This is a genomic window from Gordonia sp. UBA5067 (genome assembly GCF_002414845.1).
GTDB classification, from domain to species: Bacteria; Actinomycetota; Actinomycetes; order Mycobacteriales; family Mycobacteriaceae; genus Gordonia; species Gordonia defluvii.
Map to the genome: position 1 here is coordinate 1 of NZ_DIAX01000030.1, position 26,190 is coordinate 26,190.

Genomic DNA, 26,190 nt, shown 5'->3' on the forward strand with positions numbered 1-26,190 from the left:
CACGCTGCGCTGCATGTCGGTGACCTCTTCGGGCCGCTCGTCGACGAGTACGACCATCAGGTGGCACTCGGGATTGTTCGTCGCGATCGCATTGGCGATGTCCTGCAGAATGGTCGTCTTGCCCGCCTTCGGGGGCGACACGATAAGGGCGCGCTGACCCTTGCCGATCGGCATGATCAAATCGATCACGCGGGTATCGAGTCGATCCGGCGTCGTCTCCAGGCGCAGCCGCTCGTTCGGGTACAACGGCGTCAGCTTGTTGAAGTCGGGACGATTGCGCGCGGACTCCGGATCGCCGCCGTTCACGGTATCCAGGCGCACCAGCGGATTGAACTTCTGACGGTTGCTCTGGTTGCCGCCACCGGCCCCGCCGCCGCTCTGCTCGCCTTCGCGCGGAACCTTGACCGCACCGGTGATCGCATCACCGCGGCGGAGCCCGTAGCGACGGACGAGGTTCATCGACACATAGACGTCGTTCGAGCCGGCCAGATAGCCGGAGGTGCGCACAAAGGCATAGTTGTCGAGAACGTCGAGGATGCCGGCGACGGGCGCAACCACGTCGTCTTCGGACAGTTGCGGCTCGGCATCGTGGTCGCGACCGCCGCGGCGATTGCGCTCACGGAACCGGCGGTTGCGCCGGTTGCGGCCGCCGCCCTCGCCGTCGTCGTCGCGGTTCCGATTCTGACCGCCCTGGTTCTGACCGCCCTGGTTCTGACCGCCCTGGCCGCCCTTGTTCTGCTCTTTGTTCTGGCTTCCCTGATCTTTGTTCTGACCGCCCTGGCCGCCCTGCTCGCCACCCTCGCGGTTGCGGTTGCGGTTGCGGTTGCGGTTGCCGCCCGGGCCCTCGTTCTTCGCCTCGCCCGAACCGTCGCCGGCGGATTCGCCATCCACGCCGGAACGAGTACTGCCGGCGCCTTCGGCGCGGTCGCCCGTCACGCTCCCCGCTGGCACACTCTCAGCCGGCACACCCTCAACCTTGGAATTCTCGGCCCCAGGGCTCTCTGGGGCGGCCTTCTCGCGCCGGTCGCCGACCGGTTCGGGACTCGCACCGGCAGACACAGCACTGGTTTGGCGCTCCTTGATCGCACTGATCAGGTCACCCTTTCGCATCCCGGATGCGCCCTTGATGCCGAGCCCGCCGGCCAAGGAGCGGAGCTCTGGGAGGACCATGCCCGACAACCCGGTCTTGGCCTTCGACGCCGGCCGGTCGACGGCGGCCGGATCAGCAGCCGGGGCCGCGGGGGCTTCGACGGGGGTCGCCAAGGCGACCGGGGCGGTAGTGAGATCCGTTTCAGTCACGGAAGTCCTTTCGTTCCCTCGACGCGTTCTGATGCGCGAAGGTGGATGAAATCCCTGCACGGGAAAACAATGGGTCTGCTGGCGGTGGAAGTCACAAGCCGTTGCCCGGAATCAACCGGAAGATCGGGGGACGTCCGCAAACGGCGATTTCACGTTCACTCAGCGAGACGCTGTCATACTAGCGCGCTGCAGTGGCCTGGGCAACAACCAGACTCCCTGACACGCCGGTCAGCGCGCGTCGACGACGGTGGGTCCGTCGCTGATAGATGTCTCAACCATGGTGAACCCGTCCCGATCCGCCATCCCTGCGGGCAGGTCGGCGGTGTGCAGGACGAGGACAGTCGGACCGGCACCCGAAATCGTCGCGGCATAGCCGGACGCGCGCAGGTCCGCGACGAGATTTGCCGAGGGACGCAGGACCTCGGCACGATACTGCTGGTGCAGCCGATCGTCGGTGGCCGCGAGCAGCAGGTCGGGCTCACGGGTCAGCGCCACCACCGCAAGTGCAGTGCGGCTCACGTTGAACACCGCGTCGCAGCGCGGCACCGAGTCCGGCAGGAGGCCGCGCGTCTGCGACGTCGATGACTCCGTGTGTGAGATGAAAATCGTGGCCCGAATACGCGGATCGACGTGGAGGCGCCGGGCCGCGTAGCCAATGGCCTCCCCATCCCCGTCGGTCCAGGTGACCACCGCGCCACCGAGGACGCTGGCTGCGGCGTTATCCGGGTGGCCTTCGAACTCAGCCGACAGTTGAACCAGATCCTCGTCGGAAAGAGCTTGTGTCCCAAAGGCTTCGGGGGCGATGCTGAGCAGCTCCGACGCGGCGAGGAGCCCGGAGACGACAGCCGAAGCCGACGATCCGACCCCCCGCGAATGCGGGATCGCGTTGACGCAGTCGACCTCCAGCCCAGCAGCCGCGACACCGGCGCGAGCCAGCCCGCGCTCGACGGCGCGCGCGACGAGGTGCGTTTCATCGAGGGGCACGGTCTGTGCCCCCTCGCCGCTGACCCGCACGCGGACCCCCGGCGCATCCATCGTCGTAACCGTGATGTCGTCGTAGATTCCGAGGGCGAGGCCGAGGCAATCGAATCCAGGGCCGAGATTGGCGCTCGACGCCGGAACGCGCACCGCGACTTGGAGGTCGGCCGGAAGGATCGTGGTCATGACGTCGGTCACCGGCTCAGCCGAATCCCAATGCGTCGGCTACCGCACTCGGGTCGACCGGGATCGCCGCCACCTCCGGCATGCCGAGCAAGGCCGTATCGGGATCTTTCAAACCGTTACCGGTGACTGTGCACACCACCGTCGAGCCTGGTTCGATCCAGCCGTCGGCGCGCGCCGCGAGCAGCCCGGCGACCGATGCCGCGGACGCCGGCTCGACGAAGACTCCGTCGCGGCCCGCGACCAGACGATAGGCCTCCAGCAGCTTTTCGTCCGTTGCCGCACGGAACTGTCCGCCCGACTCCTCCTTCGCGGCGACGGCCTGGTTCCAGCTGGCCGGCGCGCCGATGCGGATGGCGGTGGCGATCGTCTCCGGGTTGGCCACCGGGGCCCCGTTGACCAGCGGCGCCGCCCCCGCCGCCTGCACGCCGAGCATGCGGGGAAGCGATTCGATGACGCCGTCGGACCGATACTCGGTGTATCCCTTCCAATACGCGGTGATGTTGCCGGCGTTACCAACCGGCAGCGCGTGCACATCCGGCGCCCGGCCCAGCACGTCGACAATCTCGAAGGCAGCCGTCTTCTGCCCTTCGATGCGGGCCGGATTCACCGAGTTGACCAGTTCGATCTCGGGGAAGTCTGCAGTCACCTTCCGCGCCAACTCGAGGCAGTCGTCAAAGTTGCCCTGGACCTGAATGATCTTTGCGCCGTGCATGACCGCCTGGGCGAGTTTGCCCATCGCGATCTTGCCCTCGGGGATCAGCACCGCGCAGGTCATGCCCGCCCGCGTGGCATAGGCCGCGGCAGAGGCGGAGGTGTTGCCGGTCGACGCGCACAGCACCGCGCGCTTGCCGTTGTTGAGCGCGGTCGTGACCGCCATCGTCATCCCGCGGTCCTTGAACGAGCCGGTCGGGTTGAGACCCTCAACCTTCAGGTACACCTCACATCCGGTGATTTCGGACAGGTGGTTCGCCTTGATCAGTGGGGTCGCACCCTCCAGGAGGGTCACGATCGTCCACTCCTCACCCACCGGCATTCGGGCCCGGTAGGCCTCGATCAGGCCCGGCCACGGCCGGTGCACACTACTGCTGTCACTCATCGGTTCCCTCCATCCGCAGCACCGAGGTCACGGCGGTTACCGCTTCCATGTTCTTCAGTGCCGCCACAGTCTCCGCGAGTGCGCCGTCGGGCGCCCGGTGGGTGATGACGATCAGTTGGGTCCGCCCGCCATCCCCTTCTTGCCGGACGGCGGCGATACTCACATGGTGTTTGGCGAATTCTCCGGCGACGCCTTCCAGGACGCCGGGCCGATCGAGGACGTGCATCGCCACGTAGTAGCGGGTCGGTACCTGAGCGATTGGCGCGATCGCCAGCGAGGCATACGTCGACTCCAACGGGCCGCGCCCAGAATGCACCTTGTTGCGCGCCGCCATCACCACATCACCCATCACCGCCGACGCGGTCGGCGCTCCCCCGGCCCCCTGGCCGTAGAACATGAGGCGACCCGCGTCGTGCGCCTCGACGACAACGGCGTTGTACGCGCCACTCACCGTCGCCAGCGGATGCGCCAACGGAATGAGCGCGGGATAGACACGCGCGGAAATGCGCTCGGTACCGTCGGCCTCGGTGATTCGCTCACAGATCGACAGCAGTTTGACGGTGCAATCGAACTTGGCGGCACTGGCGAGATCTGCTGCGGTCACCGAGCTGATGCCTTCGCGGTAGACGTCGGCGGCGGTCACCCGGCTGTGGAACGCGATCGACGCCAGGATCGCGGCCTTGGCCGCAGCGTCATAGCCTTCCACGTCGGCGGTCGGGTCTGCCTCGGCATAGCCCAGGCGGCCGGCTTCGGCCAGTGCCGTCTCATAGTCGGCCCCGGTTTCGGCCATTGCCGACAGGATGTAGTTGGTGGTGCCGTTCACGATGCCGGCAACGCGCTCGACCTGGTCGCCGGCCAGCGACTGCATGAGCGGGCGGACCACTGGGATCGCGCCGGCAACTGCCGCCTCGAAGTAGAGGTCGACGTTCGCCGCGGCCGCCGCGGCCGCCAGTTCGCCGGTGTACTCCGCGAGCAGCGCCTTGTTCGCGGTGACGACCGACTTCCCCAACTCGAGGGCGGTGCGAATGAGCTCGCGCGGCGGCTCGATGCCGCCGACGACCTCGATGACGATGTCGACGTCGTCACGGCGAATCAGGCTCGCCGGATCATCGGTGAGCAGTTCACGCGCCACGCCGCGGTCACGGCCGAGATCGCGGACCGCGATGCCCCGGATCACCAGGGGCGCACCGATCCGCTCACGCAGGTCGATCGCGTTCTCGGTGATGATCCGCACCACCTCGGTGCCGACGTTGCCCAGGCCGAGTACCGCGACACCCAGCTCGCGCGGTGCTCCGGCGTGTTGCCCCATATCCTCGGTCACTGCGTTACCTCCAAGCTCAGCAGGTCCGCGACCGTCTCCCGGCGCAGAATCTCTCGTGACTGCCCATCGCGCACCGCTACGACGGCCGGCCGGCAAACCATGTTGTAGCGCGACGACATCGAGTAGCAGTAGGCGCCGGTCGCGCCGACGATCAGCACGTCGCCGGGCACCAGGTCCCCGGGCAACCAACAGTCCCTGACCACGATATCGCCCGTCTCGCAGTGCTTGCCCACCACACGACTGAGCACGCCGTCGGCCGTCGAGCGGCGCGACGCCAGCCGGACGTCGTACTCCGCGTCGTAGAGGGCGCTGCGAATGTTGTCACTCATCCCGCCGTCCACCGACACATACCGGCGGATTCCGCCGCCGTCGAGCACAACGTCTTTGATGGTGCCGACCCGATAGAGGGTGACCCCGGGCGGGCCGGCGATGGCACGCCCGGGCTCGACGGCCAGCGTCGGCATGGGCAGTCCGAGCGCCGCCGACTCCCGCTCGACGATTGCGGCGAGCGCATCGGCGAGCTCGGCCACCGGAAGGGGGTCGTCGGAGGCGAGATAGGAGATACCCAGGCCGCCACCGAGGTCGATGATCGACAGCTGCTCGGCGCGCTCGCCGAACTCGTCGACGACGTCGCCCAGCAGGCCGATGACGCGCCCGGCTGCGACTTCGAACCCGTCGAGCTCAAAGATTTGCGAACCGATGTGGCTGTGCAGGCCGACGAGGCGCAGGTGGTCGGCGGCGAACACCCTGCGGACCGCTTCGATCGCCTTGCCCCCGCTGATGGAGAACCCGAACTTCTGGTCCTCGTGCGCGGTTGAGATGAACTCGTGGGTGTGCGCGTTGACCCCGGGCGTGACGCGGATCAGCACATCGGCGACAACACCGTGGCGGGCGGCGACCGCATCGAGGCGGTCGATCTCGGTCAGCGAGTCGAGGACGACGTGGCCGATCCCGGCGGCCACCGCGGCGTCGAGTTCCGCGACGCTTTTGTTGTTGCCGTGCAACGCGATTCGCGCGGCCGGAAATCCGGCGTGCAGTGCCACGGCCAGTTCGCCGCCGGAGCAGACGTCCAGACTCAGCCCCTCCTCCTCGACCCATTTGGCGATCTCGACGGACAAGAACGCCTTCGACGCGTAGTGAACCCTGCCGTAGCGCCCGAACGCCTCGCGCATCGCGGCGCACCGCGCACGGAAATCGGCCTCGTCGTAGACGAACAGCGGCGTCTGATGGCGATGCACGAGTTCGTCGACGGCCACGCCCGCGATCGTGACCACACCGTTGGCGCTGCGGGCGGTGCCCCGCGGGTAGACGTTGGCGGGGAGGTCGGCGAGCTCTGCCGCCGACACGGTCTCGATCATCAACTACATCCGATCCGGCGCAGATACGCCTACGAGGTCGAGTCCGTTGCCCAGCACCTGCCGCGCGGCGGCACAGAGGGCGAGTCGCGCGCGATTGACGTCGGTCGCCTCCTCGTCGCCCATCGGCAGCACGCGGCACTGGGTGTAGAAGCGGTGATAGGTGCCGGCGAGCGCCTCCAGGTAGCGGCAAACCCGGTGTGGCTCGCGCAGTTCTGCGGCCGTCGCGACGACCGCCGGGAAGTCGCCGAGGGTGCGGATCAGATCGCCCTCGGTGGGCTCGGTGAGCAGCGCGACGGCCGAAGGATCGGCCGACAATCCGAGGTCGGCGGCATTGCGCCCCAGGGCGGCGAGCCGGGCGTGGGCGTACTGGACGTAGTAGACCGGGTTCTCACTGGACTGCTTGCGGAGCAGGTCCAGGTCGATGTCGATGTTGACGTCGACCGAGGAGCGGATCAACGAGTAACGAGCAGCGTCGACGCCGACCATCTCCACCAGGTCGTCGAGGGTGACGACGGTGCCGGCGCGCTTGCTCATTTTCACCGGCTGACCGTCCTTGACCAGGTTCACCATTTGGCCGATCAACACTTCGACGCTCGACGCCGGGTATCCCAGGGCGGCCGCCGCGGCCGTCAGCCGCACGACATACCCGTGGTGGTCGGCGCCGAGCATGTAGATCAGGTGGTTGAATCCCCGGTCGAACTTGTCCTTGAGATAGGCGATGTCGCCGGCGATATAGGCCGCGTCACCGTCGCTCTTGAGCACGACGCGGTCCTTGTCGTCGCCATAATCGGTCGACCGGAGCCACCAGGCCCCGTCGGCCTCGTAGAGGTTCCCATTGGCCTTGAGTTCGTTAACACATTCCTCGACGAGGCCGCGCTCGAACATCGAGTTCTCATGGGTGTACACGTCGAAGTCGGTGCCGAACTGGTGCAGCGTCGCCTTGATGTGGTCGAACATGATCGCGACGCCGTGAGCGCGGAACGCTTCGACGCGCTCGTCGTCGCCCAACGCGAGAATGCCCGGGACCTCGGCGACGATTCGTGCCGCGATGTCGTCGATGTACTCCCCGGCGTAACCGCCCTCGGGAGTCGGCAACCTCCGCGCGGCGGCGTCGAGCGACCGGGCGAACCGGTCGATCTGGCCGCCGTGGTCGTTGAAGTAATACTCGCGGGTCACCGTCGCCCCGCATGCCGAGAGGACGCGCCCCAGGGCGTCGCCCACGGCGGCCCACCGGGTACCGCCCAGGTGGATCGGGCCGGTGGGGTTGGCGGAGACGAACTCGAGGTTGACCACCGAGTCGGCGAGGTCGCCGCCCCGGCCGAAATCGGCCGCCTGTTCCAGGATGGTCGCGATGACACTGTTCTGCGCAGCCGCAGCCAGGCGCAGGTTCACGAAGCCCGGTCCGGCCACGTCGGCGGAGTCAATGCCGTCAGCGGCGGCGAAGGCCTCGGCGAGCCACTGGGCGAGTTCGCGGGGCGCAACGCCCAGCCGCTTGCCGATCTGCAGCGCGATATTGGTCGCGTAATCACCGTGGTCCGGGTTGCGCGGACGCTCGACCGTCACCATCTCGGGCAGGACGGCGGCGTCGAGATCGCGCTCGTGGAGAACGGTCTGCGTGACGCCGCGCAGCAGCGCGGCGAGGTCGGCGGGAGTCACGGAAGACCATTCTATGGAATCTCCCCTGTCCAGCGGTATTCGGTATCGCCCGAGTTGGCACGGGTCACATCCGCGTCGCGTGGGTACCGTGGTGACCATGTCCAACGATGAGCCTGGTCCCGCCTCGAGTGCCCCGCGCGTCGAATCCGACGCACACCGCGGCCGCACGCGTGCCCTGGTGACCGCACTGGCGGCGAGCGCAGCGCTGCTGCTCGGCATCGGGGTCGGCTTCGCAATCGGAAACGCCGGCGGTTCTGACCAGGGCCGCGATCAGGCGAATGCGACGGCGGTCGGCTTCGCCCAGGACATGATCGTGCACCACCGGCAGGCGGTCGAGATGACGCAGGCGGTGATCGAACACGGGTCCGACCCCGCAGTCCGCGCCCTCGCGCGGCGGATGGGCAGTGCCCAAACCACGGAGATCGGCCAGATGACGGGCTGGCTGCAGGCGTGGGGGGCCCCGGCGGCGAACCCCGGTCACCCGATGTCCTGGATGGGCCACGACACGACCGGCGGTGATCATGCCCGGCACGGCGCCCCGGGCCCCGGCGCCGGGGGTGATCAGCCGGTGATGGACGGGATGGCGACCGAGGCCGAGATGACGCGGCTGCGTTCGCTGTCGGGTCCCGCGGTCGACACCTATTTCTTACAGTTGATGCTGCGCCACCACCAGGGCGGCCACCACATGATGGCCGCGGTCGTTGATCCGAAGGCCGGCGCACCGACCTACGTCGTGGCCCTGGCCGAACAGATGAACACGGCACAGACCGCTGAAGAGGCGACGATGACGCAGCTGCTCGCGTCTCGCAACGCCGCCCCACTGCCCTGACCCGGCGGTTCAGGTGACCGGCGCCTGCGATACCGGCGCCTGGCCACGGGTTTCGCCGGTGCACATCCAGACCACCGCGACGATGGCCGCGAGTGCTGCGGTCAACGAGAACGCCGGGCCGAATCCGAGTCGGTCGGCCACGACTCCGGCGATGACCGGCCCGGCGATTACCCCGGAGTCCTGTGCCATCTGATAGCTCGCGAGGGCCGATCCGCCGCGCCCCCCGTAGAGCACGTCGGCGACCGTCGCCTGGATGACCGGCGCCACCAGTCCCGTCCCGAATCCCGCGACGGCGGTGACGAGCAGGGCGACGCCGACCTGGTCAGTCATCGCGAGCCCCGCTGTCGCCGCCGCGAGAATCACCATCCCGAGGATGAGGAACGGGCGGCGCCCGTAGGTGTCCGACGCCCGCCCGGCGGGAATCATGACGAGGACGTCGCCGGCCGCGTACGCGGCCAGCGCGAACCCTGCCATCGACGGCGATTGGTGGAGCACATCGGTGAAGAACAGCGGCAGCAGCGAGACGCGCATCGCGAAGACCCACCCGAAGACGACCGCGGTGACGAGGACGGCCCGATACGGGCCGTCGGCCCACGCCTGCCGCAGACTCGGACCCGTTGCCTCCTGTGCGGCCGGTGCGATCAGCGCGGAATGCCGCAGCGCGACCCACACGACGGCGGTGGCCACGACCAGCGCCGCCGCATATACCAGGAAAGGCACCCGAAGTCCGAGCCCCACCAGTCCGCCGCCGACCAGCGGGCCGACGATGTTGCCGAGTACGAAACTCGAGGAGTACACCCCGGACACGCGGCCCCGGATCGCCGGCGGGCTGATCCGGATGAGCAGGCTCATGGCGGAAACGGTGAACATCACCGATCCCACACCGCCCAGCGCGCGCAGCACCAACAATTGCCAATAGCTGTTGGCGAAGGCACACGCCAGGGTGGACAGGGCGACGATGAGCAGGCCGCAGAGATAGACGGGTCGCTCCCCCATCCGCCGCAGCAGGGGCGCAGTCGCCGGCGCGAAGGCAAGTCGCATTAACGCGAAGGCACTGACCACCATCGTCGCGGCGGTGATCGAGACGTCGAAGCTGCGCGCGAACGCGGGGAGGACTGGTGCGACCAGGCCGTAGCCGAGGGCGATGACGAACGCCGCGGACACTAGTACCCAGACGGCACCTGGAATGCGTTCGGATGACTTCACGGTGCCCCCGGCAGGAATCGAACCTGCGGCCTTCTGCTCCGGAGGCAGACGCTCTATCCCCTGAGCTACGGGGGCTCGGGACGCAGCACAGCCTATCCCATCGCCGCGGTGCGCTCCAAAGCACATCGACGGCGGGTCGCCAGACCGCCCATTCCGCGAATTTGTATTGGCCCCGCACGGGGTGGGCCATGGCGCTTACAGCGCGACGATGCTCGCCGTCTGCACCTCGCGATAGCGCTCCGGCGCGCACGTCAAGACGATGACCTGGGCCTGTTCGCCGGCGCGAGTGAGGACCCGCGCCATCTGAGCGACGCGGTCGGCGTCGGAATGCCCCAGCGCATCGTCGATGATGACTGGCACGCCGTCGGCCTCATCGACGAGCATCGCGCAGGCCAGCCGCGCGATGATGCCGATCTGTTCACGCGCCCCCATCGACAACTCGTCGAAGGACACCGTCGCACCGCCGAGGGTGCGGGCGGTGATCCCGAGCGCATCGTCGACATCGAAACGCACATCCGGCCCGAACAATGGTTCGGCGAGTTCCTCGACGCGCCGCCGGAATGGCTCGCTGTATCGCGCGTGGGCCTCGGCACGGTGGCGGATCAGCGTCTCGCGCAAGAGCTTCGCGGCGTCCGCACGCGCGGTGATCCGAGCCAAGTCGGCCTGTGCAGCACTGTGGGCGGCGGCCACCTCATCTCGGCGGTCGCGGCGGGCATCCTCGCGGCACAGGTCGATCCGGGCCAGTGCCTGCGCGACCTCCCGCTCGCCCGCGGCCCGCTCGGCGGCGATCGCCTCAAGTCGGTCGTCCATCGCCGTGATTCGGCGCTCGAGCTCCACCGCATCGGCCGCCTCCAGCTCGGACCGTACCTGCTGCACCGACGCCTCGCGTTCGGCTACCTCGGCCACCGCGGCGGCGAGGTCGACGGCGAGGTCGGCATCGGGCTTCGCCGCACGCGCGAGGTCCTGCGCGGTGGTCAACTCGGACAGGTCAGCCGTGGCGCGTGCGGCCGCATCGCCGGTCCGGTCGACGGCGGCCGAGTGCTCGACCAGTATCCGCGCATATTGCGACGCACCCCGCTCCGCTGTGAGACATGTTGCGGTGCAAGCACGCTCGGCAGCGCGCAGGGCGGGCAGGTCGGGCAGCCCAGCGGGTTCGCCGGTGGGGTCGGCCGGACCGTCGATGGCATCGACGCGCACGGCATCTGCCGCACCAACCTCGTCCCGCAGCCGGCCGACCGACTTCCGGAGCTGTTCAACCGTCTCGCCCGCATGCAGACGATCGACCTCGGCGTTCGCCACCGTGACCGCGGCGGCCAGTGTGCGACGCTCCTCACCGGCGACGATCAGTGCGGCGATATCGCCGACACCATGCGACGCGCACAGGCCGGCGACGCGGCCTTCAAGGTCGTGGCGCTGCTCGGCCAGCCCCGTGGTATCGGCGCCCGACGCCAGCTCGACGCGGAGGACACCGGGAACTTCCAGGACGATGTCGTCAACGACGCTGATTTCGCCGGCGCCCACCTCGGCGCCGTTCACGGTCACCGGATGATCGCCGAGCGCGATCACGCGCATCGACGTCGCGACCGCGTTCAACCGCGCTTCGACTCCCAGCAACGAGTCGCGCAGCTGGACCGCAACGGCCAGGACCTGCGCGTCGACGGTATTGGCAGCCAGCGCGGCCAGGCGTTCCCCCTGTGCGCGCTGTGCCTTCTCGACGCGTTGCAGGCGATCCAGCGCGGCGGCCAGGTCGGCGCGTTTCGCCGCAAGCTCCGCGCCGAGTTCGGCGGCCTCGACCCGGCTGCGTGCCCGAGTCAGCGCAGCGCCGGCCTCGACCCGGGCCCGCTCGGCCTGCTCAACGCGTACCGTCGCCGCTTCAACGGCGGTCTGCGCGGTCTGCTTCGCGCCTTGTGACTCGTCCCGCACGGCGGTGAGCTCCGCGATCTTCTTCGCCGTTCGGGCGCGGAGTTCCTGCTCCCCCACGAGCGCGCCGCGGCGCAGTGCGGCCACCTCAGCCCTGCTGGTCGCCGCGGCCAGCCGGTCGCGCAGGTCGTCAGCCGCCTTTCGCACGACCTCGGCCTGCTCCAGGTCGACCTTGAGCTGCTCGACGGCGGTATCGATCTGCTTGCGCCGCCGGGTCAGTCGCCCCACTCTCGCCACGTCGTCGTCGATGGCCGCCAGCGCCGCGTCGAGCTGCGTCAGCTCCGCCCGGACCGACTTCTCCCGTTTGATGGCATCGAGCAGCTCGCCGGTCGGTTGGCCCCGACCGGCGGTGTAATACCGGACGTACTGTTCCTCGACCGCGGTGAGGAGGCCGTCGGCCGCGTCACCCGACCCGTTGCCGGGATCGCCGTCGGGCCGGTCGGCCACGGCGCGATCGAGCGCCCGCGTCACCGATGCCGCCTCCGACATCGCGACGGCGGTGCCCGCGGAGCCCTGCACCACGCGCGCGGCACGCAAAAGCGCGAGGTCGACGGCCTCGCCCAGGATCGCCGTCGCACGCTCGTGCGCCGCTTTGCCGGTCAACTGTTCAGGGCGCGGGGCGACGATCCGCAACGACGTCGACTGCCCCTTGTTGAAGACCTTTGCGTAGGTGAACCGCCAAGGGCCGCAACTGATCTCGGCTTCGATCTCGGTTCCGACATCACATCCGGCCGGCTGAACCGTCTGCACGCGACGACTCTTCGACCCGGACGGGACGTCGAGCAGCAGATCGAGCGCCTCGACCATCGACGACTTACCGGCCTCGTTGCGCCCAGACACCACGGTCACCCCGCGATCGGCAAAAACGCAATCGCGGTCGGTGATGCCCCGAAAATTCCGCAGGCGGAGACGATGCAGCTTCACCTCGCACCACCGGCCAGTCGGCCCAGCAGCGCCAGCGCATGGCGCGCGATGGCTGCGGCCGACTCATCACCCGAATTCGCCTGTGCCACAAGTTCATCGGCTGCCTCTGCGGCATAGCCCCGCAGACCCATCGCCGCGACATCTTCGGGATCTGCCGTGACCGCCACGTCATCGCGGGATTCCCACCGCACCAGCGCGGCGAAGCGATCCGCGGCCGTCTCGAGCAGTTCGCCGAGCGCGGCGTCGTCGGCCACCGACAGCCTCCCCACCAGGCCCAGCCGCACCGCGGTGGTCGCCTTGGCCGGCACGGCGTCGAGCGTGGCGCTCAGGGCCGCAATGTCATCCGCACCGTCGACCTCTGCGGTGAGCGAGCGGAAGCACCACTTGCCCACCTCGTGTTCGGCCACCGCCACGCTCGGCCGCTGCCCACGCGTGAGCGACACCGACAGCACCGCTCCCGATGCTTTTTCGACGTTGTCGAAGTCGGTTACCTCGGGCGCCCCCGAATACCAGATCCGGCCCGAGTCGCCCAGGTCGGTCACCGAATGGCGGTCGCCGAGCGCTACGAAGTCGATGAGGTTCTCGCGCAGCGCGGTCTCCAGCGGATCGACGGCGATGATCGCGGGGTCAGGGTTCGGCGACAGGCGGTCGACACCGCCGTGCCCGACGACGATCCGGATTCGGTCATCCGACCCGAGTCGCCGGACCTGTTCGGCGATGAGGTCGTTCGACGGTGATTTGGTCGGCCACGGCGCCACGACCAGGTCGACGCCGTCGGCGACCTCCCGCACGCCGGGCGTCGACAGCACCGTCACCCCGGGCGGGCAGGCCTTGGCGAACACGCCGGATCGATACACGCTCGCCACGTCGAGGGGATCGTGGTTGCCCGGCAGCAGATAGACCGGCATGGCGAATTCACGCAGCCGGTCGAGCGCCTGGGTGATGATCCGCGACGACACCCGGTGATCGTCGAAGACGTCGCCGCAGACGACGACAAACTCCGCGCCCACCTCGGCGGCGATCGCGCCGATCCGCGAGATCCCGGCGAGTCGGTCGGCGGTGAACTGCGCCTGCGCCTCGGGCGCGAGGAAGTGCCGGGTCATGCCCAGTTGCCAGTCGGCGGTGTGGACGAAGGTGACCGCGCGCTCGGGCACCACACCGGTTCGGCTGCCGGCCGACGACTCGTCACCGAACGAATCATCATCGAATAACTCGTCGAACAGCGTCGCAGTCATCGGCGCACCTCCTTCGCAGACTCCTCATCGGGCGGGACCCCGTCGATGTGCATCGTATGAGCACCCCCTGACAAACCGCGGGAGGCGAGCCGGGCGCTGCCCGAACTCGCCTCCCGCCAGCGCTAGAGCGGCTGTCAGACGTCGCCGCCCACTCCCGCCGGCGGAGCGCCCGCCGGCGTCTTCATCGGTACCAGGAACAACGAGACGGCCGCGGCGGCAAAGACGACACCCGCCGCCAGGAAGATCGAATGCCCCATCGCCAGGGAGAAGCCCTGGTGCATCTGCGATGGCAGTCCGGCGGCACCATGGCCGTGTGCCTGGGCAGCACGCATGTCGAACCCGGGGAACTCGCGGCGCAACAGGGCCTGCATCAATGCGCCGATACCCGCACTGCCGAGCACCGACCCGACGACTCTGGTGGTGTTGTACACGCCCGCACCGGCCCCGGCCTGGTGCCACGCCAGGTTGCGGGTGGCCGTCGCCCCCAGGGGCGCCCAGATGCCCGCCCCCGCGATACCCATCAGAATCGTCGGGATGAGCAGTTGCCACACGGGAGTCGCGGGCCGGTTGATGACGGCCATCAAACACAGCGCGATGCCGTTGAGCAGCATCGCCGTGGCAATGATTGATCGCGGGTGGACGCGGTCGGCGAGCCGGCCGATGATCGGCGCAAGGAACCCGCTCACCAAGGCCATGGGAACCATCATGAGGGCCGAGCGCGTCGGCGACATCCCGCCGACCAACTGGAGGAAGAACATGACCGGGATCATGATGCCGGTGAGCGCAAACCCCTGGGCGAAGATACCCACGTTGGACACCCAGTAGTTGCGGTCGCGGAACAGCGACAGCGGCACGAGCGGGTCGCGGCGCAGGCGGGCCTCCCACAGGACGAACAGCACCAGATAGAGCACGCCGACGCCGATCATTCCCCAAATCCACGGGGCCCAGTCGTACTTCTCACCGTCCTGGATGCCGAAGACCAGCGCCGCCAGACCGATACCCGACAGGATCACGCCGATCCAGTCGAACCGGTGATCGTGGGTCTCGACGCTGGGCACCAGTACCTGGGCCAAGACGAGGCCGATGACGCCGACCGGCAGGTTGATGAGGAAGATCCACTCCCACCCGAAGTTGTCGGTCAGCACGCCGCCGAGCAGCGGTCCGACCATCGTCGCGACGCCCGCGACGATGCCCCAGACGCCCATGGCGGCCCCACGCCGTTCCATCGGGAAGATCCGCGTGACGATCGCCATCGTCTGCGGCGTGATCAGCGCCGCGCCCACACCCTGTACGGCACGGGCCGCGATCAGCATGCCGATCGTCGACGAGAACGCGCACCACACGCTGGCAGCGGTGAAGAGCACCAGACCGATCTGGAAGATCAGCTTCGGCCCGAACTTGTCGCCAAGGCGCCCGGCGACCAGCAGGGGCACGGCATACGTCAGCAGATACGCACTGGTCACCCAGACGATCGAGTTGAAGTCGGCGCCCAGGGCACTCTGGATCGCCGGCTGCGCGACGGCGACAATGGTCATGTCGACCAGGATCATGAAGAAGCCGACGCACATGGCCAGCATGGCCAGCCAGGGGTTTTTTCCGTAGTCGGTTGACGGCTCGGGTCCGAGCGCCTCGCCCGCCTGTTGGGTCGTCATGAGTCGATTCCGTCCAATCCGTTGTCGTTGCAGTCGCGCAGCGCTTCATCTAGCCACGCGATGGTGTTGGTGTCGATCCGCTCAACCAGGTCCTCGAGCCAGGCAATCTGTGCGCGCAGCGTCGCCACGCGCATGCCGCCGTCGAGGCGAAAGATCTCGGGGACCGCGGAGTTCTCCGCGATGAGGCCGACGGTGGCGGCGAGTTCGGTCGCCATCGCCGCGCGGCGCGTCTGGAGCAGCCTGATGGCGTCCTCGCGCGGGAGCTCATGGGCCTGCGCGAGGGCCAGGTACAGCCGGGGATGCTCGACGGGGTGCTCGGCCAACAGCGACTCCAGGGTTCGCCGATGCGCCTCGCGCCCGGCGCAGGTGAGCGCATACACGGTTCGCTCGGGACGATTCCCCTCGCGCTGGACCTCGTAGACCGCGACCAGGCCCTTGTCGAGCAAGCGGGCCACAACGTTGTAGACCGAGGTGGTCCGGATGCTCACCAGCCGATCAAGATGCCGCTTAATCGCCAGCTGCGCCATTTCGTAGGGATGCATGGGCCGCTCAACCAGCATGCTGAGAACCAGCAGGTCCAGCGGCTTCTGCTCGCGCCTGCCGGTGGCCATACGACCCCTCTATCGCCGATTTGCCCGAGTTAGTCCAACTCGAATATTCCAACTGGAATATAGGGCTCGGCGCCGGTGCTGTCAACGGCACCCGACGGGCGGCAGATGACGCCGAGCGCCCCGCACGTTGCCGCGCTCACCCGACTTCCGGCACCGCCCGCCGAACAGGAATGGGCCTCGGCAGCGAGACGTATCCGACGGCCATCCGCCCCTTCTATCGACGATGACTCGTAGGATTGGAGGCCGGCCCAGATCTCCAGCCCGAATCGCATTGTGACATGAGTCATAGGCGCGCTCGGGAATCCCTGCGGGATCATCCGACGTTGGTCCAGTGTTACGACAGCGACAGATCGGAGGCGCGAGCCGATGAGTGAGCACGACGCCAAACGCGCCGAGCCGGTGCCGGGCGGGTACGTCACGCCCGGCGCGGAATTCGTCCGCGACACCCGCTACCTCTCGACCCGGATCACCCGCGACGGTCGCGACGGATACCCCGTCGAAGCGAGCCGCTACCGACTCGTCGCGGCCCGCGCCTGCCCGTGGGCCAACCGGACCCTCATCGTGCGCCGCCTCCTCGGACTGGAGGAAGCGATCTCGCTGGGGCTGTGTGGACCTACCCACGACGCCGACTCGTGGACCTTCGACCTCGACCCCGGTGGAGTCGATCCGGTGCTGCACATCGCGCGCCTCAAAGACGCCTACGACAAGCGCATACCCGGCTACCCCAAGGGCATCACCGTGCCGGCACTCGTCGACACCAGAGACGGCGCCGTCGTCACCAACGATTACGCCCAGATGACCCTAGACTTCTCCACGGAGTGGACCGGCTTCACACGCGACGGCGCCCCACTGCTCTACCCCGAACAATTGCGCGATCAAATCGACGAGATCAATGCGACGGTGTTCTCCGAGGTGAACAACGGCGTGTACCGCTGCGGATTCGCGGGCAGCCAGGAAGCCTACGACCGGGCCTACGACCGCCTGTTCGCACAGCTCGACGTCCTCGACGAACGCCTGACGACCCAGCGCTTCCTCGTCGGCGACACCATCACCGAGGCCGACGTGCGGTTGTTCACGACGCTCGCGCGATTCGACTCCGTCTACCACGGCCACTTCAAGACCAACCGCAACCTGTTGGCGCAGATGCCGGCGCTCTGGGCCTATGCCCGTGACCTGTTCCAGACCCCCGGGTTCGGCGACACTGTCGACTTCACCCAGATCAAGGCGCACTACTACCTTGTGCATCGCGACATAAATCCGACCGGCATCGTACCCAAGGGACCAGATCTGCGCGGGTGGCGCACCGCCCACCACCGCGACCAACTCGGCGGCCGCCCGTTTGGCGACGGAACGCCTCCGCCACCGCCGCGACCCGACGAGGTCGTGCCAGAAAAGGATGGGGTACCCACTCATGGCTAAGCGAGACAACGCGCTGCCCGCACCGGACGCACACGACTTCGAGCATCCCCGCCCGCCCGCACCGGCGATCGGCGCAGCCGACAAGATGCTGCGCAGAGCCCAGCGCCTGCAGGGACCCGCGGTGGCGAAGTATGTGGGCAAAATCCGGGCCGCCCACCCCGACGAGACGCCCGCCCAGATCATCACGCGGCTCGAGAAGCAGTACCTTCTCGCCGTCACCGGATCCGGTGGCGCCGTCGGCGCCACCGCGGCCATACCCGGCGTCGGAACGGTCGCCGCGTTGTCGGCCGTCGCGGGCGAGTCGCTGTTCTTTCTCGAGGCCTCTGCACTGCTCGCGCTGGCCGTGGCCGAAGTCCACGGCGTCGACCCCGCCGACCAGCAGCGCCGCGAATCGTTGGTGCTCACGGTCGCCCTGGGCGAAGAAGGCCTCACCGCGCTGGGCAGGCTCGTGGGCGGCGGGCGGTCCACCGCCCTGCGGCAGTTGTCGAGCAGTGCCATTCCCGGCGTCAACCTGTCGGCCTTCAACCAGAAGATGCTGAACAAGGTGATGCGTAAGTTCGCCCTCAAACGGGCCCCGGTCATCGTCGGCAAACTTCTGCCGGCCGGCATCGGCGCGACGATCGGCGCCGTCGGCAACCGTGCGCTGGGCAAGCGGATCATCACCAACTCCCGCGCCGCATTCGGCCCGGCGCCACGACACTGGCCGACCTCGCCGGTCATCGACGGAGTCATCGCCGGCGTCACCGCTGTGCCCGCACCGGTGCCGCAGCTGCCCTCCGGTCGGTGACGGCCCCCGACGACCGCTGGCTGCGGCGCCTCGCGCGTCAAGCCGCGGTGCGTCGGGGCGCCTTCGCCCTTACCGTGGCAGCGGTGGCCGTGGGCGTCACCGCAGATCTGGCCTTCCCCCTGCTGTCACGCGCGGCACTCGACCACGCGACCGGTGCCGCGCGCGCCGGGTGGGGGCTGGCCGGCATCATCGCCGCCATCGTTGCCCTGGCCGTCGTCCGCTACCTGTCCGCCCTGGGACGACGGTGGGCTGCGGGCGGCCTCGCGATCGGGGTCCAGCGCGACCTGCGCGTGGCCCTGCTCGCCACCCTCTTACACCTCGACGGTCCCGCGCAGCACACCATTCGCACCGGGCAGGTCGTCTCTCGATCGATCTCGGACCTGCAGGTGGTCCAAGGCCTGATGGCGATGGCCCCCCTCGCGATCGGCGGCGCCGTCCAAGCGGTGTTCGCCTTCGCGATCATGGCCCACCTCTCGCCGGTGCTCACCGCGGTCACCCTTGCGGTGCTCCCCGCACTTGCCTGGACCGCGTACCGCAGCCGCCGTCAGCTCTTCGCCGCCACCTGGTCGGCGCAGCAGGCCGCCGCCGACATCGCGACACACGTCGAGGAGACGGTGACCGGGGTGCGCGTGGTGAAGGGCTTCGGCCAGGAGCACCGGATGGTCGACCGGCTCGTCGACCTCGCCCGCGCCCTCTATGCGCGCCGGGTCCGCGCGGCGCGCGTCGAGGCCCGGTACGTGCCGCTGATCTCCGCCCTGCCCCAGCTCGCGACCGTCGCGGTCATCGGTGCCGGCGCCCTGCTCGTGCTGGCCGGATCGATCACCGCCGGCACCTTCCTCGCGTTCGCCGCCTATGTGACGGCCCTGATGGCGATCACCCGGATGCTGTCCAACGTCATCGTCGCGGCCCAGCTCGCCCACGCCAGCGCCCAGCGCGTCTTCGACGTCATCGATCACCCCCGCGACACCGATCCGGCCAACCCGCACGACGTCCCCGACGGGGACCTCGGACTACGGTTCGACGGCGTTTCATTCGCCTACCCCCATGCCGCCGACACACCCGTGCTCGCCGACCTCGACCTCGCCATCGCCCCCGGCGAATGCCTCGCGGTGATCGGCGCGCCCGGCTCGGGCAAGTCGACTCTCGTCGACCTCGCCACCCGCCACTACCGCCCACAAGCGGGTTCGATCGCGCTCGTCACGGCTTCGGGAAGCGCCGTCGACATCGCCCAGATGACCGGCGATGACCTGCACCGGGCGGTCGCGGTCGTGCCCGATGAACCGTTCCTCTACTCGGACACCATCGCAGCCAACGTCGCACTGGCTCCGCTCGAGAGCCTGCGCCCCGCGGCGCGCGAACGCCTCCGTCGTGCGATCGAACAGGCCGGCGCGACGACCTTCGTCACCGACCTCCCCGGCGGCGAGGCCGCCGTGGTCGGCGAACGCGGACTCACCCTGTCGGGCGGTCAGCGCCAGCGCCTGGCCCTCGCCCGGGCCCTATACGCACAGCCCCGCCTCCTGATCCTCGACGACGCGACCTCGGCGCTCGACGCCACGACCGAGGCGCGCATCCTGACTGGACTGCGCGGGCACCGATCGACGGTGCTGGTCCTCGCCCATCGCTTGTCTACCCTGCGGGTGGCCGATCGGGTGGCGATCATCGACGGCGGCCGCATCGCCGAGATCGGGACCCTCGCCGAACTCGCCCGCGGCAGTGCCCGGTTCGCCGCGCTGATGTCGCAGGCCGCAACCAGCCCGCTGCCCGGCTCCCCGCCCGACGACGAGCCCCAGGACCGTTTCGAGCCCGGGCAATTCGGCGAGGCCCTGTGGCCCGAGCCCCTTTCCGGCGACGACTGGCGGGCAGTGGCGGCACCGCCCCGCGGCCGGGGCGGCCCGGGCGGCGGTATGGCGATGTCCGGGGCACTCGGCGCCGCCCAGGCGACCCCGGAGCTGCTGGCGGCGGTTGAGTCGCTGCCCCCGGCCACGGCCGACCCGCAGGCGGACGTCGCCGTCTTGCGCCGGGCGAGCACCGATTTTTCGCTGCTGGGCACCCTGTCCCCGGTGCGCATGATCCTGCTGGCCACCGCATTGTGCGTGGCGGCGGACGCGATGGTGAGTCTGGCGTTCCCGTCACTGGCCCGGATCTCGGTCGATGCCGCCAGCCGCGGCGATACCGGGGCGATCGTGCGCACGTTCGCCCTCGGAGCCCTGCTCGTCCTCGTCGGCTGGGCGCTCGCCGTGGCCACCCTGCTGCTGTCCACCCGAGCCGGCGAGCGTGTGCTCTTCGGGCTGCGAGTCCGCACTTTCGCCCACCTGCAGCGCCTAGGGCTCGACTACTACGAGCGCGAACTGTCCGGCCGGATCATGACCCGCATGACCACCGACATCGACGCACTGACGACCTTCGTGCAGACGGGACTGACCTCGGCCGGCGTCGCCGGGCTCACCCTCGTGGGGGTCGCGGCAGCACTCGCGATCACCCAGCCTGCACTGGCCGTCGTGCTCACCCCCGTGGTCGGAGTGCTCGCCATTGCGACACTGGTGTTCCGTCGCGTCTCCTCGCGCGGCTATCTGCGCTCACGTGAACTCGTCAGCATCGTCAACGCCGATCTGCAGGAAAACATCGCCGGCCTGCGCACCACACAGGCGTTCGGCCACGGCCACGCCGCCCTCGCCCGGTTCGCCCGCCACTCCGACAACTGGCTCGACGCCCGCATGGTCACCCAGCGCGCCATCGCCTGCTACTTCCCGTTCATCGTTCTGACTGCGGATCTGGCCACCGCAGCCGCACTCGTCCTCGGCGCCGGCCGGATCGCCGCGGGCACCCTGTCCACCGGCGCGCTCATCGCGTTCGTCCTCTACCTCGCGATGCTGTTCGGTCCGGTGCAGCAGCTCACCGGGGTCTTCGACGGCTATCAACAGGCCCGGGTGGGCCTGATGCGGATACGCGAACTGCTCGCCACCGAATCCTCGCTCGAGGCCTGCGCACCGGAACCGGCGACGACGGAAGCGGACGGCGAGCCGCGCGAGCCCCGCCCCGCGCACCTGTCCCTCGCCGAGGTCGGGTTCACCTACGCCGGCGCCAGTAGCGCTGCACTGCAAGACGTCGGGCTGGAGATCCCCGCCGGATCGTCGCTCGCCCTGGTCGGTTCGACCGGCGCCGGAAAATCGACGGTGGTCAAACTGCTCGCGCGCTTCTACGACCCGACGTCCGGGGTGGTCCGCGCCGACGGCACCGATCTGCGCGAACTCCCCTTGCACGACTACCGGGCCCGGCTCGCCGTCGTCCCGCAAGAGCCGCACCTCTTCGCCGGCACGGTCGCCGAGAACATTGCCTTCGGCCGTCCCGCCGCGGACCGGGGCCAGATCGAGTCGGCCGCTGCCGCCGTCGGGGCGCTCGAGGCCATCGCCGCCCTGCCGGGTGCGATGAACCATTGGATCGGCGAACGCGGACGCGGCCTCTCCGCGGGGCAGCGCCAACTCATCGCCCTGGCCCGCGCCGAACTCGCCGAACCCGACCTTGTCCTGCTCGACGAGGCCACGGCCACCCTCGACCAGCAGACGGAGGCACGCGTGCTCGCCGCCTCGCGGATCACCACGACCAGGCGCACGAGCGTCATCGTCGCCCACCGGCTGGCTACTGCGGCGCAGGCCGATTCGATCGCCGTGATCGAGTCCGGACGAGTCATCCAGCAGGGCTCGCACGCCGAGCTGATCGCGGTCGGTGGACGTTATCGAGAGCTCTGGGAGAGCAGTGCGGACACTGCGGGCGCAGACTCGCACTCGCGCGCGTAGCATCCCCTTGGAGGACTGATCGCGACACCACCGTGTCGGTTGCTCATGACTCGGCGCGGCAACGTGAAACCAGGCGCGGGCCCACCCAGACGGGTCCCCACAAAAGGGAATTGAGGCGAAGTACCGCTGTGAACACCCCGGCATCTGACTACGGCCAGAACACTTGGCTGGTCGAGGAAATGTACCAGCAGTATCAGAAGGACCCGAACTCGGTTGACCCGAGTTGGCGGGAGGTACTCAAGGACTACCGGCCCTCGCCGAACGGCGAACCCGCCGCAGCGCCTCTGACGAGTCAACAGCCCAACGCCGTCACCCTCGATGAGGAGCCCGCCAAGCCGGCGCCCGCGCCGAAGGCGCCGGTCACCGAGGCTCCGGCCACCAAGGCCGCCTCGGGCGCGGGCACCACCGCCCGCGACGGCTCGGGGGGCGACACGATTCCCGCCCCCGCACCGACCGCGCCGGCGCCGGCGCCGGTGGCCGAGCCCGCGCCCACCGAGACCTCGAAGGTCCTGCGCGGCGCATCCGCTGCGGTGGTTCGGAACATGTCCGCGTCGCTGACAGTGCCGACGGCGACCAGCGTGCGGGCCGTACCCGTCAAGGCGATGATCGACAACCGCATTGTCGTGAACAACCACCTCGCCCGCACCCGCGGCGGCAAGGTGTCGTTCACCCACATCCTGGGTTTCGCGCTCGTCCAGGCACTGAAATCGTTCCCGAACATGAACAGCCACTTCGCCGAGATCGACGGCAAGCCCAACGTCGTCTCCCCCGCACACACCAACCTGGGCCTGGCGATCGACCTGCCCGGCCGGGACGGCAGCCGCTCCCTTGTCGTCGCGGCGATCAAGGAGTGCGAGGACAAGAACTTCTACGAGTTCTGGACCGCCTACGAGGAGGTCATCCGGCGCGCCCGCGAAGGCGCGCTGACCGCCGAGGACTTCGCCGGCGTGACCATCTCGCTGACCAACCCCGGCACCATCGGGACCGTCCACTCGGTGCCGCGGCTCATGCCCGGCCAGGGTGCCATCATCGGTGCCGGCGCGATGGAGTACCCCGCCGAGTTCCAGGGCTCCTCTGATGAGCAGATCGCCGAATTGGGCGTCGGCAAGCTGCTGACCCTGACGTCGACCTACGACCACCGCATCATCCAGGGCGCCGAATCGGGCGACTACCTGCGCAAGGTGCACCATCTGCTCCTCGACGACGAATTCTGGAATTCGGTCTTCACCGCGCTGCACATCCCCTACGAGCCCATCCGCTGGCGTCAGGATGTCCCACCGGGTCTGGTGGACAAGTCGACGCGGGTGTTGGAGCTGATCGCCGCGTACCGCAGCCGCGGCCACCTCATGGCCGACATCGATCCGCTGATGATGGATAGCGATGCGCGCCGTTCCCACCCCGACCTGCGCATCGAGACCTACGGGCTCACGCTGTGGGATCTCGACCGCTCGTTCCGGGTCGGCGGCTTCCACGGCAAGGAGCGCATGAGGCTGCGCGACGTGCTCTCGATTCTTCGCGACGCCTACTGCCGCCACGTCGGTGTCGAATACACCCACATCCTCGAACCGGACCAGCAGCGCTGGCTGCAGGAGCGGGTCGAGATCAAACACGTCAAACCGCCGGTTGCCGAGCAGAAGTACATCGTGAGCAAGTTGAACGCCGCCGAGGCCTTCGAGACCTTCCTCGCGACGAAGTATGTCGGGCAGAAGCGGTTCTCCCTCGAAGGCGCCGAGTCGGTGATCCCGATGATGGATGCCGTCATCGACCAGAGCGCCGAACATGATCTCACCGAGGTCATCATCGGCATGCCGCACCGCGGCCGCCTCAACGTGCTGGCCAACATCGTCGGCAAGCCGTACTCGAAGATCTTCACCGAGTTCGAGGGCAATCAGGACCCGTCGCAGTCACACGGCTCCGGTGACGTGAAGTACCACCTCGGCGCCGAGGGCAAGTACTACCAGATGTTCGGCGACAACGAGATCACCGTCTCGCTGACCGCTAACCCCAGCCATCTCGAGGCCGTCGACCCCGTGCTCGAAGGGCTCGTCCGCGCGAAGCAGGACCTGCTCGGCGACTCCGCCGGCGACTTCCCGATCCTGCCGCTGATGCTCCACGGCGACGCCGCGTTCGCCGGCCAGGGCGTGGTCGCCGAGACGCTCAACCTCGCGATGCTGCCGGGCTACCGCGTGGGCGGCACCGTCCACATCGTGGTCAACAACCAGGTCGGCTTCACCACCGCACCCGAGTACTCCCGCTCCACGGAGTACTGCACCGACGTCGCGAAGATGATCGGCGCGCCGATCTTCCACGTCAACGGCGACGACCCGGAGGCCTGCGTCTGGGCCGCCAAGCTCGCCGTCGACTATCGGGAGGCGTACCAGAAGGACGTGGTGATCGACCTCGTCTGCTACCGGCGCCGTGGTCACAACGAGGGCGACGACCCGTCGATGACCCAGCCGGCCATGTACGAGATCATCGACACGATGCGCGGCGTGCGAAAGTCCTACACCGAGGCGTTGATCGGCCGTGGCGACATTTCGACCAAAGAGGCCGAAGACGCTCTGCGCGACTACCAGGGACAACTCGAGCGAGTCTTCAACGAGGTCAAAGAACTCGAGCGCTACACGCCGGAGCCGAGCCCGTCCGTCGAAGCCGAGCAGACGCTGCCGTCGAAGCTGATCACCGCGGTATCCACGCAGACGCTGGCCCGGATCGGCGATGCGTTCATGACGTTGCCGGCCGGGTTCACGGCGCATCCGCGCGTACTGCCCGTCCTCAAGCGCCGCCAGCAGGGCGCGCGCGAAGGCGGCATCGACTGGGCATTCGCCGAGTTGCTGGCCTTCGGCTCACTCGTACTCGAAGGACGGACCGTTCGTCTGTCCGGACAGGACTCGCGCCGCGGCACGTTCACCCAGCGCCACTCGGTGCTGATCGACCGGGAGAACGGTTCGGAATACACGCCGCTAAACCACATCCCCGGGGAAGACGCGGCGCCCGCCGGCCGGTTCATGGTCTACGACTCGCCGCTGTCGGAGTACGCCGTCGTCGGCTTCGAATATGGGTATTCCGTCGGCGACCCCAATGCCCTGGTCCTGTGGGAGGGACAGTTCGGCGACTTCGTCAACGGCGCCCAGTCGATCGTCGACGAGTTCATCAGTTCCGGTGAGGCCAAATGGGGCCAGACCTCCGGCGTTGTCATGCTCCTGCCCCACGGGCACGAAGGCCAGGGCCCGGACCACACCTCCGGCCGCATCGAACGCTTCCTGCAACTGTGTGCGGAAGGGTCGATGACCGTCGCCCTGCCGTCGACGCCCGCCAGCTACTTCCACCTGCTGCGGCGGCATGCACTCGACGGCATCGAGCGTCCGCTCGTCGTGTTCACGCCGAAGTCGATGCTGCGGAACAAAGCGGCCGTCAGCCCCGTCTCGGAGTTCACCGACTCCAAGTTTCTGTCCGTCCTCGACGACCCGGTCTTCGCCGATCGCCCCGCCGACCGCGCCAAGGTCACCCGCGTCGTCCTCGTCAGCGGCAAGCTCTACTACGAGCTCGTCGCCCGGCGCGACAAAGAGGGCCGCGACGACATCGCCATCGTGCGCATCGAGCAGCTCTACCCGGTGCCCTACCGGCGCATGCGAATGACGCTGGAGAAGTACCCGAACGCGCAGGACCATGTCTGGGTGCAGGAGGAGCCGGCCAATCAGGGACCCTGGCCATTCCTGGGCCTCTGGCTGCCCGAGATGCTGCCCGACATCCTCAGCGGCCTGCGGCGCATCTCGCGGCGCGCAATGTCGGCGCCCTCATCGGGGTCGAGCAAGGTGCACGCCGTCGAGCAACAGGAGATCATCGACGCCGCCTTCGGTCCGAGGACCGAAGCTCCGTCCGTCTCCTAGGTCTGCCCACCGGCGTCGGTGACCGTATC

16 protein-coding genes and 1 tRNA gene are annotated in these 26,190 nt (G+C 68.7%); 5 read left to right on the forward strand and 12 right to left on the reverse strand.

What is annotated here, in order from left to right; genetic code table 11:
• The 6 genes from B4M62_RS04750 to argS form a co-directional block, all read right to left on the reverse strand.
• The coding region (locus B4M62_RS04750) for a Rho termination factor N-terminal domain-containing protein (RefSeq protein WP_290705831.1) at window positions 1-1,299 on the reverse strand (1,299 nt) is incomplete at its 3' end.
• A gap of 228 nt (window positions 1,300-1,527) precedes the next feature.
• Window positions 1,528-2,463 (reverse strand): homoserine kinase, encoded by a 936-nt coding sequence (gene thrB, locus B4M62_RS04755; protein ID WP_290705883.1) that lies wholly within the window; start codon window positions 2,461-2,463, stop codon window positions 1,528-1,530.
• A 16-nt stretch (window positions 2,464-2,479) separates the two neighbouring features.
• Window positions 2,480-3,559: a threonine synthase gene (thrC, locus tag B4M62_RS04760; RefSeq protein ID WP_290705832.1), complete on the reverse strand. Its 1,080-nt coding sequence runs from the start codon at window positions 3,557-3,559 to the stop codon at window positions 2,480-2,482.
• Window positions 3,552-4,868, reverse strand: coding sequence for a homoserine dehydrogenase (locus B4M62_RS04765; RefSeq protein WP_290705884.1), 1,317 nt, complete (start codon window positions 4,866-4,868; stop codon window positions 3,552-3,554). Before B4M62_RS04765 ends, thrC begins: the two co-directional genes overlap by 8 nt.
• An 8-nt stretch (window positions 4,869-4,876) precedes the next feature.
• On the reverse strand, window positions 4,877-6,238 hold the full coding sequence (gene lysA, locus B4M62_RS04770; RefSeq protein WP_290705833.1) for a diaminopimelate decarboxylase: 1,362 nt from the start codon (window positions 6,236-6,238) through the stop codon (window positions 4,877-4,879).
• A 3-nt stretch (window positions 6,239-6,241) separates the two neighbouring features.
• The gene (argS, locus tag B4M62_RS04775) at window positions 6,242-7,894 is read right to left on the reverse strand and encodes an arginine--tRNA ligase (protein WP_290705834.1); all 1,653 of its coding nucleotides are present in this window, start codon (window positions 7,892-7,894) and stop codon (window positions 6,242-6,244) included.
• A 97-nt stretch (window positions 7,895-7,991) separates the two neighbouring features.
• Here argS and B4M62_RS04780 point away from each other — a divergent pair, with 97 nt between their 5' ends.
• Window positions 7,992-8,723, forward strand: a complete 732-nt coding sequence (locus B4M62_RS04780; RefSeq protein ID WP_290705835.1) for a DUF305 domain-containing protein — start codon at window positions 7,992-7,994, stop codon at window positions 8,721-8,723.
• 9 nt (window positions 8,724-8,732) lie between these two features.
• On the opposite strand, the gene B4M62_RS04785 is transcribed toward B4M62_RS04780, so the two are convergent.
• The 6 genes from B4M62_RS04785 to B4M62_RS04810 form a co-directional block, all read right to left on the reverse strand.
• A complete protein-coding gene (locus B4M62_RS04785) occupies window positions 8,733-9,929 on the reverse strand; it encodes an MFS transporter (RefSeq protein ID WP_290705836.1) in 1,197 nt (398 codons plus the stop codon).
• A 2-nt stretch (window positions 9,930-9,931) separates the two neighbouring features.
• Window positions 9,932-10,004, reverse strand: a tRNA-Arg gene (locus tag B4M62_RS04790).
• A 120-nt stretch (window positions 10,005-10,124) separates the two neighbouring features.
• The gene (locus B4M62_RS04795) at window positions 10,125-12,773 is read right to left on the reverse strand and encodes an AAA family ATPase (protein ID WP_290705837.1); all 2,649 of its coding nucleotides are present in this window, start codon (window positions 12,771-12,773) and stop codon (window positions 10,125-10,127) included.
• Window positions 12,770-14,008 carry a metallophosphoesterase family protein gene (locus tag B4M62_RS04800; RefSeq protein WP_290705838.1) on the reverse strand — a complete coding sequence of 413 codons (1,239 nt, stop codon included), beginning with the start codon at window positions 14,006-14,008 and terminating at the stop codon, window positions 12,770-12,772. The genes B4M62_RS04795 and B4M62_RS04800 overlap by 4 nt, the downstream gene beginning before the upstream one ends.
• A 134-nt stretch (window positions 14,009-14,142) precedes the next feature.
• Window positions 14,143-15,660, reverse strand: coding sequence for an MFS transporter (locus tag B4M62_RS04805; RefSeq protein WP_414651781.1), 1,518 nt, complete (start codon window positions 15,658-15,660; stop codon window positions 14,143-14,145).
• Window positions 15,657-16,271, reverse strand: coding sequence for a PadR family transcriptional regulator (locus B4M62_RS04810; RefSeq protein WP_290705839.1), 615 nt, complete (start codon window positions 16,269-16,271; stop codon window positions 15,657-15,659). The genes B4M62_RS04805 and B4M62_RS04810 overlap by 4 nt, the downstream gene beginning before the upstream one ends.
• Window positions 16,272-16,637: 366 nt before the next feature.
• On the opposite strand from B4M62_RS04810, the gene B4M62_RS04815 reads away from it, so the two are divergent.
• The 4 genes from B4M62_RS04815 (at window position 16,638) to B4M62_RS04830 (ending at window position 26,161) form a co-directional block, all read left to right on the forward strand.
• Window positions 16,638-17,690, forward strand: coding sequence for a glutathione S-transferase family protein (locus B4M62_RS04815; protein WP_290705840.1), 1,053 nt, complete (start codon window positions 16,638-16,640; stop codon window positions 17,688-17,690).
• Window positions 17,683-18,477 (forward strand): hypothetical protein, encoded by a 795-nt coding sequence (locus B4M62_RS04820; protein ID WP_290705841.1) that lies wholly within the window; start codon window positions 17,683-17,685, stop codon window positions 18,475-18,477. The genes B4M62_RS04815 and B4M62_RS04820 overlap by 8 nt, the downstream gene beginning before the upstream one ends.
• Window positions 18,474-22,271: an ABC transporter ATP-binding protein gene (locus B4M62_RS04825; RefSeq protein WP_290705842.1), complete on the forward strand. Its 3,798-nt coding sequence runs from the start codon at window positions 18,474-18,476 to the stop codon at window positions 22,269-22,271. The genes B4M62_RS04820 and B4M62_RS04825 overlap by 4 nt, the downstream gene beginning before the upstream one ends.
• A gap of 179 nt (window positions 22,272-22,450) precedes the next feature.
• The gene (locus B4M62_RS04830; protein WP_414651783.1) at window positions 22,451-26,161 is read left to right on the forward strand and encodes a multifunctional oxoglutarate decarboxylase/oxoglutarate dehydrogenase thiamine pyrophosphate-binding subunit/dihydrolipoyllysine-residue succinyltransferase subunit; all 3,711 of its coding nucleotides are present in this window, start codon (window positions 22,451-22,453) and stop codon (window positions 26,159-26,161) included.
• Window positions 26,162-26,190: the final 29 nt, after the last annotated feature.

What these genes read in the sequence shown, in the direction of transcription:
- thrB (WP_290705883.1), bottom strand. Translation starts at nt 2,463, where the DNA reads ATGACCACGATCCTTCCGGCCGACCTCCAAGTCGCGGTGCGCGTTCCG.
- thrC (WP_290705832.1), bottom strand. Translation starts at nt 3,559, where the DNA reads ATGAGTGACAGCAGTAGTGTGCACCGGCCGTGGCCGGGCCTGATCGAG.
- B4M62_RS04765 (WP_290705884.1), bottom strand. Translation starts at nt 4,868, where the DNA reads ATGGGGCAACACGCCGGAGCACCGCGCGAGCTGGGTGTCGCGGTACTC.
- lysA (WP_290705833.1), bottom strand. Translation starts at nt 6,238, where the DNA reads ATGATCGAGACCGTGTCGGCGGCAGAGCTCGCCGACCTCCCCGCCAAC.
- B4M62_RS04780 (WP_290705835.1), top strand. Translation starts at nt 7,992, where the DNA reads ATGTCCAACGATGAGCCTGGTCCCGCCTCGAGTGCCCCGCGCGTCGAA.
- B4M62_RS04800 (WP_290705838.1), bottom strand. Translation starts at nt 14,008, where the DNA reads ATGACTGCGACGCTGTTCGACGAGTTATTCGATGATGATTCGTTCGGT.
- B4M62_RS04805 (WP_414651781.1), bottom strand. Translation starts at nt 15,660, where the DNA reads ATGACGACCCAACAGGCGGGCGAGGCGCTCGGACCCGAGCCGTCAACC.
- B4M62_RS04810 (WP_290705839.1), bottom strand. Translation starts at nt 16,271, where the DNA reads ATGGCCACCGGCAGGCGCGAGCAGAAGCCGCTGGACCTGCTGGTTCTC.
- B4M62_RS04815 (WP_290705840.1), top strand. Translation starts at nt 16,638, where the DNA reads ATGAGTGAGCACGACGCCAAACGCGCCGAGCCGGTGCCGGGCGGGTAC.
- B4M62_RS04820 (WP_290705841.1), top strand. Translation starts at nt 17,683, where the DNA reads ATGGCTAAGCGAGACAACGCGCTGCCCGCACCGGACGCACACGACTTC.
- B4M62_RS04830 (WP_414651783.1), top strand. Translation starts at nt 22,451, where the DNA reads ATGTACCAGCAGTATCAGAAGGACCCGAACTCGGTTGACCCGAGTTGG.